Genomic DNA, 13,927 nt, shown 5'->3' with positions numbered 1-13,927 from the left:
AATCCGGCGCGGAGACGATTCGTCCTTTCCCCAATTCCGTCAGCGCGTCAATCCATCAGAAGTGGTACGCGCCGCCCGAATAACGCTTGGTAACAGTTTTCTGCATAACGGTCGGTCATGCCGGCAATGAAGTCGGCGATATGGCGGCTGCGTTCCGGCTCATGCGCGCCACAGTCCTCGGACCATCCATCCGCCATTCGCGTCGGGTCTTCCCGATAGGCGGCAAACAGACCGGTGACGATAGCGCGAGCGCGCTCGGCGGCGGCGAGCTGTTCTGGATGATGATAAAGCTCTGCATACATGAAACGCTTCAATGCCCGTTCCTCGGCGGCCATTTCCGGCGAAAAGCCGATGAGCGCACATCCCGCTGCGCGTACATCCGCAACACTTGTCACGCCCGCCGAAGCAATGGCGGCCCTGCTCGTTTCCAGCACATCGTTCACCATCAGGCCGATCTGGTCGCGCACCAGTTCACGGAGCAATCGCGCCTCAGCGACATCGGGATGCCGCGTCCGTACCCGTTCCCAGCATCGCGCAACCATCGGCACTTCGAGCAACTGGTCGAGCGTCAGCAATCCGGCGCGCAGGCCATCATCAATATCATGATTGTCATAGGCGATGTCGTCTGCAATCGCGGCAACCTGCGCCTCCAGCGATGGCCAGCTATGCAGGTCGAGAGGCATCATCGCATCGATTTCCGCCATCGCCCAACTGGGCCGATCGATGGGGCCGTTATGCTTGGCCAGCCCCTCCAGCATGTCCCAACTCAGGTTCAGTCCGGCAAAACGCGGATAGGGGCTTTCCAACAGCATCAGCGTGCGCAGCGTATGGGCGTTGTGGTCGAACCCACCCTGCTCCGCCAGGGCTTCCTCCAGCGCATCTTCCCCCGCATGACCGAACGGCGGATGGCCGATATCATGGGCAAGGCACAATGCCTCGGTCAGATCTTCGTTGAGGCCCAGCACCCGCGCAATAGTCCGCCCGATCTGCGCGACTTCCAGACTGTGGGTCAGTCTTACGCGATAATGGTCGCCATCCGGCGCCACGAACACCTGCGTCTTGTGGCGCAGGCGGCGGAAGGAAATCGAATGGATGATCCGGTCCCGGTCGCGCTGAAACATGTCGCGCGGCCCGCGCGTCTCGCCGCCGGGTTCGGGGTGAAGTCGTCCACCGCTGTCATCGGGCTTTGCGGCATAGGGAGCGGGCATCGTCATGCGCGCGATGTAGCCGACCGGAGCGACCGTGCAAATGCCGATATCCTGCGATCAGCACTCCACGACATTGACGGCCAGCCCGCCAAGGCTCGTTTCCTTGTACCGGCTCGCCATGTCCTCGCCCGTCTGGCGCATCGTTTCGATGACCGCATCCAGACTGACGATGTGCCGACCGTCGCCTTGCAGCGCGAGATAGGCCGCATTGATTGCCTTCACTGCGCCCATCGTGTTCCGTTCGATACAGGGTATCTGCACCAGCCCGCCAATGGGATCGCAGGTCAGCCCCAGATTATGCTCCATGCCGATTTCGGCAGCGTTCTCGACTTGCTGATTGGTGCCGCCCAGCACCGCCGCCAGACCTGCCGCCGCCATGGAGCAGGCAACGCCCACTTCGCCCTGACATCCCATCTCCGCCGCCGAAATGGAGGCGCGCTTCTTGTACAGAAAGCCGATGGCCGCCGCGGTCAGCAAAAGCTGGCGCTCGCCTTCACGATCCGCACCCGGCACGAACTTGCGATAGTAACGCAGTACCGCAGGAATGACCCCCGCTGCGCCATTGGTCGGCGCGGTAACAACTCTGCCCCCCGCAGCGTTCTCCTCATTCACCGCCAGAGCGAACAGGCTCACCCACTCAAATACCGCCGCAGGCTGCATACCTTCCTGCCCCGCGCGCAGCCGTGCATGGATCGCCTTTGCCCGACGCCGAACCTTAAGACCGCCGGGTAGCATCCCTTCCTGCTTCATACCCCGATCGATCGACGCATTCATGGCGTCGATCACATCGTCCAGAAACGCCTCGGTCTCCGCTTGCGGACGCCATGCCGCTTCGTTGCGCATCACCAAAGTCGCGATGCACAGTCCCGTTTCTTCCCCTTGGGAAAGCATCTCGGCTCCGGACGAAAAGGGCAGCGGCTGAACGAGATTATGCCCGATCTTCCCTCCGCCCGAAGACGCATCGGCGATGGCATCCCCGCCCAACACCGCACCACCGCCGACGGAGAAATATTCGCGAACGATTTCGCTGCCGTCGGCCATCTGTGCAGTGAAGCGCATACCGTTGCTGTGCTGCTCCAGAAACACGCCCTTGTGGAACAGCAGATCGCGGTCTTCCACGAAAGGGACCGACCAGTCGCCAAAGCGAATGACCTGTGCCTTGCGGATTTCGGCGATCTGTGGGGCTATCGTTTCGGGATCGGCTGTCTCCGGCCGCTCCCCGGATAGTCCCAGCAAGATGGCGGTGTCAGTCGCGTGGCCATGCCCCGTCAGCGCGAGCGACCCGAACAGTTCGCACGTCACATTTTTGGGCTGTTCCGGCAGCACCTCCATGAACATCAGTGCCGCCCGCATCGGACCTACAGTATGCGAACTGGACGGCCCTATGCCGATGGTGAACAGATCGACCACGCTGATCGCCGCGCTGCTATCGATGCGCGACCGTTGCCGGGGCCGCGCTTCAGCAAGCACGGAATCTGCATCGGTAGTGGTCACATCAATAGTCCTTCGATACGCGAACATTGGCGCTTTGCCGTCCGATGGTGGAAACGCTCGACAGCAGAGATAACCACCGTGTTACCTGATATTCTATGCGCGTTGCCGAATAGCCCTGCCCATCGGTGATCAACTCGACATAAGTCTTCCGGGTGAGATATTTGCCAGCCGCAACGGACGTTCCCTGACCGATGGTCGGATCGGCGGGCAGGATGCGCAGGCGATCGAGGCCCGCTGCTTTGCGCACGGCGTTGATGGGGTCGAGACCACCGCCCCCGCCCCGCAACGATGTAACCGCCGTCGCCAGTTGCAGCGCTTCGGGCGCAGACAAATTGGTGATCGACGTTCCGAACAGCAGGCGAGACAACAGTTCGTCCTCCGGCAGCGCCGGTATGCTGGTGAAGTTGATGACGGGTTTCAGGCTGCTCCCCGTCACCCGGATCGTCGCATTGATCCCATTAAGGCTTGCTGCCGCTTCGATATCCAGCGTCGGGTCAGCAGGCGTCGACCCATCGAACCGGATGCGCCCTTCGCTCAGGTCAAAGCGGCGACCGGCAAATTCATATCCACCCCGCACCAGATCGACCGTCCCCTGAATAGCCGGCGCAGTAACCGTGCCGCCAATGTCGAGATTGGCGCGCCATTCGCTGCTGAGGCCCAGCCCCGTCACGGTCAGCCGATTGCGTGCGTTCGCTTTGATATCGAGTTTCCAAGGCGCACTTGCCGTCGCCTTCTCGAACTCCTCACCGCGCCGGTTGACTTCTATCACCCGTAATTCCGGAATGGCCGCCACCGCAGCAGCCTGCCCCAATGTAAAGCGGCTACGGATCAGATCGACATTGCCAGCAATGGTGCCGCCCACGCCGTCCGACGTAATCGTGATCGGCCCGGTCACCGTCGCGCCAATATCGTCGCGCTCCAGCAACGCCGCATTGGTCGCCTGCATCGACAGATCCATCGCGACGCCCTTGCCCCCTGCAAAGTCGAAGCGTCCGGTGCCGGTGACACTCCCGCCGCCGCGCGCATTGCCGGAGAAGCTGGAGATGACCAGTTGCGATCCGCCAAAACGACCGCGCGCTTTCACGCCCGACAGCCGCATACCCGTAATTGGGCTGTCGATGGTCGCATTGTCGCTCGCGAGCGTTCCGTTGATGACCGGATTGTCCAGCGTACCGCGCACGTCCGCAGCCACCGCCGCCGGACCGGTCAGATCGATAATCTCGATCCCCGTAAGACGCCACAACGTATCCGCCGTGCCATTATACCGCATCTGCGCGAACAACGGCGCAGCATGAAGCCGCTGCATCAGATCGCCCGACCCCAGCGGCGTCAGCAGCGCCTGCGCGCGCCCAATCGTCTTGCCATCGGCATTGATCGTCGCGCGCGCGGCCAGCCGGGTCGCGGACAGGACCGCATTGACGCCCACATCCACCGGACGGGACGTCAACGCCAGCCCGGACCGTGTCAGCCCCCGTATCCGCAAATTAGCCGTTCCCGTCGGCACGCCCCCACGCGGTTTCACATAGCTCAGCGTCCCCGTCGCGGCCCCGCCGAGACCCAGCGTATCATAAGCAATGTCCAGCAAGGCCAGCGGCAGCTTGTTGAGCCGCGCCTCGATCTCCGTCGACTCACCGCCCAGACGCCCCGCGAATTGGGACGTGCCGCCGCGATAGTTGATCGTTGTGGGCGCCAACCGCCAGCCGTCGTCGGTCTTCGTCAGCACCGCAGCGCGCGTCAGGGTGATCGGTCGCCGGTCCAGCGTCCCCGCCGCCATGACGGACACCCGATCCGGCGTAACATCCGCATCGAACTTCAGATCGAACAACCTCCCGCGCTGCCCCACAACGCTGGCAGTCACCTTGCCGCTCCCATCCACCAGCTTGGCGTTTCCATCGAGCCGGTTGATCCGCATGGGCCCCACTTGCAGCCCGCGCGCCGTAACCGTCGCGTCGATAGTTGTGCCGGTCGGCTCCAGCAGAGCCGTCGCAGTTAACTTCCCGCGACGAACCCGGATGCTGGTTGGCCCATCGAAAGTTGCATCGGTCGCCGTCAACTCGGTCTTGATCTGTTGATCGCCGTTCACAGGTGCCAGGGCCACGAATCCCGCCAGAGCGCCGCTAACATCCAGCCTTCCGTCTAGTCCGCCAGTCACCGGCAGGATACGTCCCCGCGCAACCGATCCGGCCACGGCCAGCCGGTCGACGAATATCACGCTCTGCGCACCCTTCGGCAGCGAAATGGTCCCATTGCCCGTGAACATGCCAAGGGTCGACATGCCCTCGGTCGTGAAAGCATAGCCAAGGACGTTGGGGTCGAGGTGCACCTTCACATTGGCCAGCCCCGCCGAATCCATCGGCCGCGCCAGCAGCACATCCACCGTCGGCCGGTCGATTATCCCGTCGATCACAAGTTTGACCGGCCCGTACGTCTTGTGAGACCCGCCCCCTTCGAAATGGAACGTCTTGTCGGGCCGCCTGTAGCCATTGGCCGACAGCGACAATCGCGGCGTATCCAGCTTCAAACCGCTCAGGATCAATCGACCATCCGGCCCCAGCGACAAGCCGGATCGCAGACGCGGCAACCCGCCTCCCAATGTCCGGAAGAAGCTGTTGTCCAGCCGCCGCATCGTCGCCAGCGCCTGCCCTTTCAGCGTAAATGCGCCATTGGCTCCGGGCACCGCCTGCACCTTCGACCGCACATCCACAATGCCCAGGCCAGGGATCAGCAATCCGTTAATGTCACCCGTCAGCCCGATATCATACCGCCCGGTCTTCAGGTCCGCGATAACGATAAGCGCGCCCTTCAACTTGTCGGATCGCACCTGCAGCGGGGTGGACGTGATCTTCTGTCCATTGATCTGCAGCGCACCCGCCAGCGAAAAATTACGGACGATGCCCGCCACCAGATCGCCTTGCCCATCAAGCTGACGCGCGGACAATTTGATGGGCACGATTGCCGGACCGCCCTTCGCGCGCCGCCCCTCACCCTGCGCCCGCACATCGCGCAATATCGTCTTGCCGAACGCCAGTTGCTTGGCGGACAGCAGATATTCGAAACCCACCGTCGATATCGGCCCATCCAGCCGCACCCGCGCAACCACGTCGCGCCCCGTCATCGTCTTGAGCAACGCCTGCGGCCGTGCCAGCTTCGCATCGATCCGCATATTGTCGAGACTGCTGTTGCGCAGATCGAAGGCGCCGTCCGCCGTCAGATCGATGGCCGCAGAGCGCAACTTCATGGTGCCGTCCAGCACCCGGTTCTCCAACGTCCCGGTCGCGGTCAGATCGAGCCGGGGGGCCGAGAGACGCTGGATCAGGCCGTTGCCCGCTATGGCTTGCCCCTCAACATCGCCGGTCAGTTGATACTGCCCCTTCGTCGCCGCCAGCCGCAGCGAAACGGCGGGCACCTTATCCAGCGAAGCAATCGCCGTCCCGTTCCATTTCGCCCAGGTGCCATCCCCCTGCACGCGAACATTGGCGTCCTGTTTCAACCCGGCCATCATCGCCAGCACGCCACCCTTGGGCGCATTGACGGTGACGTCTACATCGAACCTGTTGTCGTCAGGACGGCTATCCAGCGACAGAATGACGGCATCGGACCCGCCCAGCACACGCGCTTGCAAGTCGATCACGGCACGGCCGGAACGGATGTCGGCATCCCCACCCAGGGTAGCGACCTGCTCCCGCCCCGTGACCTTTTGGGCGAGCGTCAACCGCTCCACCTTGAACTGCATCAGCCGGATGTCGAAATCGGGCAGAATCGGCCCCTGCACCTTGGTCGGCCGCAATTTGGGCAACTGATGCAGCGTTGCGCGCGGTATAAACAGGCGATCGATGTCCAGCCGGTTCGATATCCACGCGACCGGCCACCAGTCGAGCTGAACATCCGGCGCAGAAAAGAACAGCCCGTTGGGATCGTACAGGCGCAGATCGCGCAACCGAGCCTTGCTATAGATACTGCCGTCTATCCCGCCGACCTTGATCCGCAAACCGGATTGCGGCGCGACGCGCTCTATGCGGCTGATGACGAAACGATGGCCTGCACCGGTGTCGAGCCAGACGACCGCCCCCACAACCGCGACGGCCAGCGTCAATAATACGCCCAGCACCCACCGCTGCCATCGCCCGCGCTTCGCTTTGCGCGCGACTGGCTGGACCTCAGCTTCGGGTGTAGGCTCGTCCATCAGAAGGCCTGCCCAAGCGAAACATACACCGCAATCTTCGAATCGCCGCGCTGCGGATTGATGGGCGTGCCTACGTCGATGCGGATCGGACCGAAATTGCTGTAATAGCGCACACCGACACCCGCACCGATGCGCAGATCGTTGAAACGCGGCAGCGCCGCCGTCGAGATGTTGCCCGCATCCACAAACGGCACAACGCCGAAATTACCGAACCGTACGCGAGCCTCCAGCGAAAATTCCGCCAGGCTCTTGCCGCCGATAGGATCGTTGTTCGCGTCACGCGGCCCGATGGCCTGATAACCATAACCGCGCACCGATCCGCCACCGCCCGCATAAAAGCGCCGGGACGGTGCAATCCGGCTGACGGTCGAACCGAAAATCGTGCCCAGCCGCGCGCGTCCTGCCAGTGTGATCCGATCGGACATGGGCTGATATATGCTGCCGTCGATCTGCGCACGGATGTATCCGAAAGTGCTGTTCTGGAAAGACAGCTCAGGGCTCAGGCGACCACCCAGTCGGAACCCTGTGGTGGGGTTCAGAAGGTCATCACTGCCGTCATAGGTCAAGCCTGTCGGCAATGCACCGATGAAGAAGGTGCGCCGCCCTCCGCGTAACTGACTGAAGCTGTCACGTTCGTCGGACGCCACCAACTCCCCGCCGACACTCCAAACCCACTTCTTCTGGAATATGATATTGGTCTGGCGTTCCAATGTGCCGGACAACTGCACGGTCCGCGCGTCAAAAGCGTTGCGGTTGATGTTACTTACAGACAGCAGGCCCGTCAGAACCTGATCGCGCTTTCTGAAGTTATTGCGACGGTAAGTGACCGATCCGGTCTGCTCCTGCGTTCCGGCTACCCCGCGCACTGTCAGCGCGCCTTCGGGCGGGAAGAAATTGCGATGCTGCCAGCTTGCTTCGATGCGATAGCCTTCGCCCGTGCCATAGCCGATTTCACCGGCAATGGTCCGCGGCGGCGCGGCAGTCACATCGACCGCGAGATCGACATGCTCGCCATCGCCTGCGTCCTTGGGCGTCAATTTGACCGAGGATACTAGCCCCGTAGCGACTAGCGCCCGCCGAAGATCCTCCACATCGGACGCCGTATAGGTGTCGCCTGGACGAAAGCGTGCAATCCGCTGGACATGACGCGCGCTGAACAAGTCGTCATCGGGCAGCACGATCCGCCCGAAGGTACGATATCCGCCGGTCGCGATGATCATATCGAGATCGCCCTTGTCGGCTTCATGATCGACCCGCACGACCGGCTCTTCGACCTTGGCAAAGGGAAAGCCGTTGTTGCCAAGCGCCGCTGTCAACGCCGTCTGCGCACCGACAATCTTGTCCGCATCGATCGGATCGCCGACCTTCACCGAAAAGGCGTCACGCAATACCGGCTCTTTGGGACCAGTATCCTGCAATCCTTCCAGATCGACGGACGCGAGTACATATAGCGGCCCCGGCACGACATCCAGACTGACCTGCAAACGCTGGTCGGCCGCTGTCGGTGCGGACACCGATCCGCGAATGCGCGCGTCGTAATAGCCTTTGGCACGCATCAGCCGGTCAAGCAGCGCAGTGTCTTCTTTGATCCGCCGGTTGATCTGCGCCAGATTGGCGGGCTTGCCATCGCCCTGCTTCAGCACGGACAGTTCATCGAACCGGGTGGCGAAAACAGTATCGGAGATATTCTCCAACCCCGCCAGCGTCACGCGATACCGGCGCTCGGCACCGGCGTCGAACTCAACGTCCTGTTCAGGCGGCGGGTCGGCGGGCGTAGCGGCAGCATCGACTGTGACGGTCGGAGTGTCCGCTTCGGACGTGGCAACAGGTGCCTGTGCATCCGGCACTTCCGCCATTAGCGGTGCCATAGTGTCCGGCGCGTCCATGTCGGGCCAGTCAACGCCCAGATCCGGCATCGGCGCCAAGGTGGCGTTCGGGTCGATATCCAGCGTGCTTCGCACGGGCGGCGGTGCGTATATTTGGGCGGGCATAACCGCGCGCGGGCGCGCGACCGTCTCTTGCGCCCATGCCCCCACGGGCAGCAACGCCAGCGTGACAAGCGTAAGCCAGGCGGAGTGCGGACAGAGTAGTTCAGATGTATTGGGCAACGTGCCGTGCGACATTGTCTCGCTCTAGCCGATGTTCTTGGCCCCGCGCCAGTCAAGATACTTAGGAACAACGCTTTTACAATTCGCGCGCGCAGATCGCGTCACAACGAGCGCACCAGCCTGTCGATCAGGTCCTGGGCGGGACTTTGTCGGCCGTCATGGGCACTATTGCGCCCGGCAATCATTTGCGCTTCGAAACGCGCAACGCGATCGTAGAGGTCCGTGCTTCCTTCGATCAGCGCCTTGGCTGCAAACGGAAAGGCGGCAATGCTCTCTCCATCCGTCGCCGCCGCGTCGCCCAAACGAAAACGCTCGTCCGCCAGAGCCTCGGAATCGATTTCGCCGCGCTGCCAGGCCCTCTGTGCCAGCAACCACGCGATCACATGCATCAGCCGCGTCGTCACTTTTAGCGACTCGCAGGAAAACAGGATGCGCTGCATCGGCTCCAGATTTTCCCGATCGACGGCGCCCAGCTTGTCGAAATAGCCGCGCGCTTCGTCCGCCATGACCATAGCTTCGACATACAAGCTATCGACCAGCCGACGGTGGAGTCCGGCATCCAGAACGTAGGGAGCATTGCGCATCGCTTCCTGTGTCACAGGCACTCAGGCTTGTCAGGGGCGTTAACCCTAAATTTCAATACGATGCGTCGGCTGTATCAATCCGGATCATGCGATGATGTCGGGTATCAGGCTGTCCTCAAGTATCGCGATTTCGTCGCGCAGCCGCAGCTTGCGTTTCTTCAGCCGCGCGAGTTGCAACTGATCGCCCGTTCCGCTGACGATTAAGGCCCCTATAGCCATGTCCATATCGCGGTGCTCGAGTCGGAGCAGTTCCAGCCTGCGCATGGTGTCTTCAGCGGTCATTTGCCCATCATCGCCGATCGGTTCTTTCCACGCAATGCATCTTGCGCCCCGACATGCCAAATGCAGATCGTCGCAAAAGAAAAGGCTTCGGTCGCAGCGCACAAAATCGTGCGAGACAGGCGCCGCGAATCATGATCTATTCCGTCATCCGGCACATGAAGTGAAGGAGACCAATATGGAAAATAGCCACATCTCTGCCCTGCAAGCCAAGCATGCGGGAATCGAAGCGCGTATTAAGGCGGAAACCAGCCGCCCCATGCCCGATCCAGTGCTGTTAGCCACGCTCAAAAAGCGGAAACTACGAGTGAAAGAAGAGATTTCCTCGTCTCACTAGACACCATCGTCATATTGCCGTCGCGACATGGCTGGCCCCAGTTATGGGGTCAGTCATAAGTCGTCGTGAATATAGAACTTATTTGCGCGACAATGTTATCGTCGGACGCAGATAACCGGGCAGTGTGCTTTGCGGTGCAGCAACAGCGCGCCGTGCCAGTTTCGGATCTATCGGCGCGTCGAAACTCACGCCGACCCGGTCGTCTTTTACCCAAGTGATTTTGCCGGTAACCTCGCCGACGCCGCGCAACTTCGTTGAAATGCGGTCACCCACCGAAAAGGGCTTTTCGCAGTCAGCCATGAGCCCCGTCGCGGACAGGTTCCGCACTCGTGCGCTGCCCATCGCGCGACCATCGGGATCGCTTATCACCGTCAACAGGAAGAGGCTATCGCGCCGCGCACCGCGAGCGGGGCCACGGTCATCAGCGTCTTCTACATTTATGGTCATGATATGCAGGCATCCAGATCGAAAAAACGTCGGTCTGGCAGCCTTAACCCCATAAAGTAGACGAACAGTTAATCGTCGCGCGAAACCTTTTCCTGACGCTCATGCCGTTCCTGCGCTTCGACAGTCATCGTTGCGATGGGACGGGCTTCTAGTCGGCCAAGGGAAATCGGTTCGCCCGTAACTTCGCAATAGCCATATTCGCCATCGTCGATCCGACGCAGCGCCGCATCGATCTTGGAAATCAGCTTGCGTTGCCGGTCGCGCGTGCGCAGTTCGATGGACCAGTCGGTCTCGCTGGACGCACGATCGTTGAGATCGGGTTCGCGCAACGGCTCGTTTTGCAGAACCGCAAGCGTACCTTCCGCTTCCGCCAATATCTGCTTTTTCCAATCGAGCAAACGCTGACGGAAATATTCCAGTTGTTGCGGATTCATGAAATCTTCGTCCGCCGAAGGGCGGTAATCTGCCGGAAGTGGAACGGCGGCTTTTGCAGAGTCGCCGTCGTCTTTTCCGGAATTCAGGACCAATGCCATTGGGCTCTCCGACAGGATGGCTGATCGGGGCGGGAACCCGACCGCCTGATAAAGTTTGAGCGGGCGTATAGCCAGCGGGCAAGGCGGACACAAGCGCCATTCCTCGCTCGCCATGTGCGTTTGAAATCGACGAATCCCCCCTGCCCTGCCGTAGCGTCAACATGCCCCAACTGAGGTCATGCACATGTATCGTGAGGCGGATCGGGCCAGCCTTTACCTAAAACACTGTATCGAATTGGGACGTTAACCAGCTTCGTTCATTCCCCGTTTACGTTTTTCTTGCTTACGGACAGACAAACGGGGTTAACAGCGTTGCAGTTAACGCTTTCTTTTGCGTTTATTCACATACCGACTGCCGCCTCGCTTGTTCGTGATTAGCGAACGGGGCGATCGGCAAGAAACAAAAAGAGTGTTACGCTATGTCCGTTCGTATGGCCCTCGCCAAACTCTGCGCCTGCGCTTGCGGCGGAGCCATAATAGGTGGTGGCGCCGTGCATGTAGCGGAAAAGCCGCGCCCTGCGACCGTTCAAAGCCTCAAGATGGTCAAGCACGCTAAGCCGCGGCAGCACTATGCACAGCGCCCGGTTAAAAAGCGTGTTGTGCGTACCGCTGCCAATTGTGCCCCGCAGACCGTCACCGTCACCACCCAGAACCCGCCCATCCCCATGCCGATGGCCATGGCTTCCGATCCAGGCTTCGTTTCTGGCGGCGGAGGCGGCGCGCCCGTGATTATCGGCGGCAGCGGCGGCTTTGGCGGCAGCGGCGGCGGTTTCTTCGGTGGGTTCTTCGGCGGCAGCGGCGGGGGGGGCGGCAGCGTCGTTGTCTCGTCCACCACCAGCGGCGGCTCCACATCGACCAGCGGCGGTTCCAGCTCCACCAGCTCAGGCGGATCGAGCAGCTCCACAGGGGGTGTCAGCTCCACGTCTGGCGGCTCCTCGACTTCGACCGGCGGGGTCAGCTCCACGTCGGGCGGGGTCAGCTCTACCTCTTCGACATCCACTGGCGGCGTGAGTTCGACTTCATCCACGTCCACTGGCGGCGTCAGCTCGACCTCCTCTTCATCGGGCAATGTAAGCTCGTCCTCTTCGGGCAATGTGTCGTCCTCGACTTCCTCGTCCAGCTTCGGCGCGACCAGCAGCAGTTCGTCATCCTCATCGTCCAGCTCCAGCTCGTCGTCGTCATCCTCGTCAAGCAGCAGCGGCGGAACGTCGAGCAGCAGCGGCGGGACCGACGTTCCCGCGCCGCCGATGGTTCTTCTGTTCGGCGCAGCAGCGGCAGCCCTTGTCGCCCGTCGGCGCTTTGCAAAGAAGGCGGACGAAGAGGCTCAAGAGGCAGTCTGATCAAGTTTCCGTGGGGGAAAGTTCAAGGGCGAGCCTGTGTTACAGGTCCGCCCTTTTTCCATGAACCGCGCCGCAGGCGCGAACCGCTCTTGCACGCCTCATCGCCCGGCGGCATAGGGTCACCCCATGCATGATATTCGCGCCATACGGGACAATCCCGCCACCTTCGACGCCGCCCTCGCCAAGCGCGGACTGGCGCCGCTCTCCGCCGAGATTGTTCAAGCGGATGAGAAGCGGCGCGCGATTGCGACCGAGCTGCAAGTCAATCAGGCGAGCCGCAACGAAGCCAGCAAGGCCATCGGCCAGGCCATGGCTGCCAAGGACAGCGCCCGCGCAGACGCGATCAAGGCGGAAGTCGCCGCGCTGAAAGAGCGCCTGCCGGAAATGGAACAGGAGGAGCGGGACACGACCGCCGCAGTCGAGGCGATGCTGTTGGCAATCCCCAACCTGCCCGCCGACGATGTGCCACAGGGTGCCGACGAAGCCGACAATGTCGAAGTCGCCCGCTGGGGTAAGCCGCGTGACTTCGATTTTACGCCGCGCGATCATGCCGATTTCGGACCGGCTATCGGCCTTGATTTTGAAGGTGCCGCCAAAATGGCCGGTGCGCGCTTCGCAGCGCTTCGCGGTCCGATAGCGCGACTGCACCGCGCACTGGCGCAGTTCATGCTGGACACGCAAACCGGCACCAATGCCTATGAGGAAGTCAATCCGCCACTGCTGGTGCGCGACGAGGCGCTGTATGGCACAGGTCAGCTACCCAAATTCGCCGAAGATCTTTTCCACACCACCGACGGTCGCTGGCTGATCCCGACAGCCGAAGTCAGTCTTACCAATCTCGTCCGCGAGCAGATCGTCCCGCTCGACACCCTGCCGTTGCGCTTCACGGCGCTCACTCCCTGCTTCCGTTCCGAAGCCGGGTCGGCGGGGCGCGACACGCGCGGCTATATCCGCCAGCATCAGTTCGAAAAGGTTGAGTTGGTTGCGATCTGCCCGCCCGACCAATCGGAAGCCGAGCATGAACGCATGGTCGCCGCCGCCGAAGGCATATTGCAGGCGCTGGACCTCCCCTATCGCAAGATGCTGCTCTGCACCGGCGACATGGGGTTCTCTGCGCGCAAGACCTTCGATCTGGAAGTCTGGTTGCCCAGCCAACAGACCTATCGCGAAATATCCAGCATCTCCAACTGCGGCGATTTTCAGGCGCGTCGCATGAACGCGCGCTTCAAGCCCGAAGGCGAAAAGGCGACGCGCTTCCTGCACACCCTCAACGGTTCCGGCCTTGCCGTGGGCCGGACGCTGGTGGCCGTGCTGGAAAACTATCAGCAAGCCGACGGCAGCGTCGTCATCCCAGAGGTGCTTGCGCGCTATATGGGTGGCGTGACCAAGCTGGAACCGCGTTAGTCCATTCGCC

General features: G+C 61.7%; 11 protein-coding genes. 3 read left to right on the top strand and 8 right to left on the bottom strand.

Annotated elements, in window-relative coordinates:
• Positions 1-47: 47 nt before the first annotated feature.
• From LQ220_RS06115 to LQ220_RS06090, 6 genes are all read right to left on the bottom strand, one after another.
• Positions 48-1,214, bottom strand: coding sequence for a deoxyguanosinetriphosphate triphosphohydrolase (locus tag LQ220_RS06115; protein WP_230187418.1), 1,167 nt, complete (start codon positions 1,212-1,214; stop codon positions 48-50).
• A 51-nt stretch (positions 1,215-1,265) separates the two neighbouring features.
• Positions 1,266-2,678, bottom strand: a complete 1,413-nt coding sequence (locus LQ220_RS06110; RefSeq protein ID WP_290369021.1) for an L-serine ammonia-lyase — start codon at positions 2,676-2,678, stop codon at positions 1,266-1,268.
• A gap of 25 nt (positions 2,679-2,703) precedes the next feature.
• Entirely contained in the window at positions 2,704-6,885 is a 4,182-nt protein-coding gene (locus LQ220_RS06105; protein ID WP_230187417.1) for a translocation/assembly module TamB domain-containing protein, read from the bottom strand.
• Entirely contained in the window at positions 6,885-8,876 is a 1,992-nt protein-coding gene (locus LQ220_RS06100) for a BamA/TamA family outer membrane protein (protein WP_230187522.1), read from the bottom strand. Before LQ220_RS06100 ends, LQ220_RS06105 begins: the two co-directional genes overlap by 1 nt.
• 218 nt (positions 8,877-9,094) lie before the next feature.
• The gene (locus LQ220_RS06095) at positions 9,095-9,577 is read right to left on the bottom strand and encodes a DUF1465 family protein (RefSeq protein WP_230187416.1); all 483 of its coding nucleotides are present in this window, start codon (positions 9,575-9,577) and stop codon (positions 9,095-9,097) included.
• 84 nt (positions 9,578-9,661) lie between these two features.
• Positions 9,662-9,859, bottom strand: coding sequence for a DUF465 domain-containing protein (locus tag LQ220_RS06090; protein WP_230187415.1), 198 nt, complete (start codon positions 9,857-9,859; stop codon positions 9,662-9,664).
• 175 nt (positions 9,860-10,034) lie between these two features.
• Between LQ220_RS06090 and LQ220_RS06085 the strand changes: the two genes are divergently transcribed.
• Entirely contained in the window at positions 10,035-10,193 is a 159-nt protein-coding gene (locus tag LQ220_RS06085; RefSeq protein WP_230187414.1) for a YdcH family protein, read from the top strand.
• Positions 10,194-10,271: 78 nt separating this feature from the next.
• Here LQ220_RS06085 and LQ220_RS06080 read toward each other — a convergent pair whose 3' ends face one another.
• Positions 10,272-10,640, bottom strand: a complete 369-nt coding sequence (locus LQ220_RS06080) for a PilZ domain-containing protein (RefSeq protein WP_230187413.1) — start codon at positions 10,638-10,640, stop codon at positions 10,272-10,274.
• 68 nt (positions 10,641-10,708) lie between these two features.
• Positions 10,709-11,173 carry an RNA polymerase-binding protein DksA gene (dksA, locus tag LQ220_RS06075; protein ID WP_230187412.1) on the bottom strand — a complete coding sequence of 155 codons (465 nt, stop codon included), beginning with the start codon at positions 11,171-11,173 and terminating at the stop codon, positions 10,709-10,711.
• A 419-nt stretch (positions 11,174-11,592) separates the two neighbouring features.
• On the opposite strand from dksA, the gene LQ220_RS06070 reads away from it, so the two are divergent.
• Together LQ220_RS06070 and serS are read left to right on the top strand one after the other, a co-directional pair.
• The gene (locus LQ220_RS06070) at positions 11,593-12,513 is read left to right on the top strand and encodes a PEP-CTERM sorting domain-containing protein (protein WP_230187411.1); all 921 of its coding nucleotides are present in this window, start codon (positions 11,593-11,595) and stop codon (positions 12,511-12,513) included.
• Positions 12,514-12,639: 126 nt separating this feature from the next.
• On the top strand, positions 12,640-13,917 hold the full coding sequence (gene serS, locus LQ220_RS06065) for a serine--tRNA ligase (RefSeq protein WP_230187410.1): 1,278 nt from the start codon (positions 12,640-12,642) through the stop codon (positions 13,915-13,917).
• The last annotated feature ends 10 nt before the right edge of the window (positions 13,918-13,927 follow it).

The sequence above is a fragment of the Sphingobium sp. CECT 9361 genome (assembly GCF_918741285.1).
In the GTDB taxonomy this organism is placed as follows: domain Bacteria; phylum Pseudomonadota; class Alphaproteobacteria; order Sphingomonadales; family Sphingomonadaceae; genus Sphingobium.
The sequence above is the reverse complement of the archived record's forward strand: the minus strand, read 5'-3'. Positions and strand labels throughout refer to the sequence as shown.

What these genes read in the sequence shown, in the direction of transcription:
- dksA (WP_230187412.1), bottom strand. Translation starts at nt 11,173, where the DNA reads ATGGCATTGGTCCTGAATTCCGGAAAAGACGACGGCGACTCTGCAAAA.
- LQ220_RS06080 (WP_230187413.1), bottom strand. Translation starts at nt 10,640, where the DNA reads ATGACCATAAATGTAGAAGACGCTGATGACCGTGGCCCCGCTCGCGGT.
- LQ220_RS06070 (WP_230187411.1), top strand. Translation starts at nt 11,593, where the DNA reads ATGTCCGTTCGTATGGCCCTCGCCAAACTCTGCGCCTGCGCTTGCGGC.
- LQ220_RS06115 (WP_230187418.1), bottom strand. Translation starts at nt 1,214, where the DNA reads ATGACGATGCCCGCTCCCTATGCCGCAAAGCCCGATGACAGCGGTGGA.
- LQ220_RS06105 (WP_230187417.1), bottom strand. Translation starts at nt 6,885, where the DNA reads ATGGACGAGCCTACACCCGAAGCTGAGGTCCAGCCAGTCGCGCGCAAA.
- LQ220_RS06095 (WP_230187416.1), bottom strand. Translation starts at nt 9,577, where the DNA reads ATGCGCAATGCTCCCTACGTTCTGGATGCCGGACTCCACCGTCGGCTG.
- serS (WP_230187410.1), top strand. Translation starts at nt 12,640, where the DNA reads ATGCATGATATTCGCGCCATACGGGACAATCCCGCCACCTTCGACGCC.
- LQ220_RS06090 (WP_230187415.1), bottom strand. Translation starts at nt 9,859, where the DNA reads ATGACCGCTGAAGACACCATGCGCAGGCTGGAACTGCTCCGACTCGAG.
- LQ220_RS06085 (WP_230187414.1), top strand. Translation starts at nt 10,035, where the DNA reads ATGGAAAATAGCCACATCTCTGCCCTGCAAGCCAAGCATGCGGGAATC.
- LQ220_RS06100 (WP_230187522.1), bottom strand. Translation starts at nt 8,876, where the DNA reads ATGCCCGCCCAAATATACGCACCGCCGCCCGTGCGAAGCACGCTGGAT.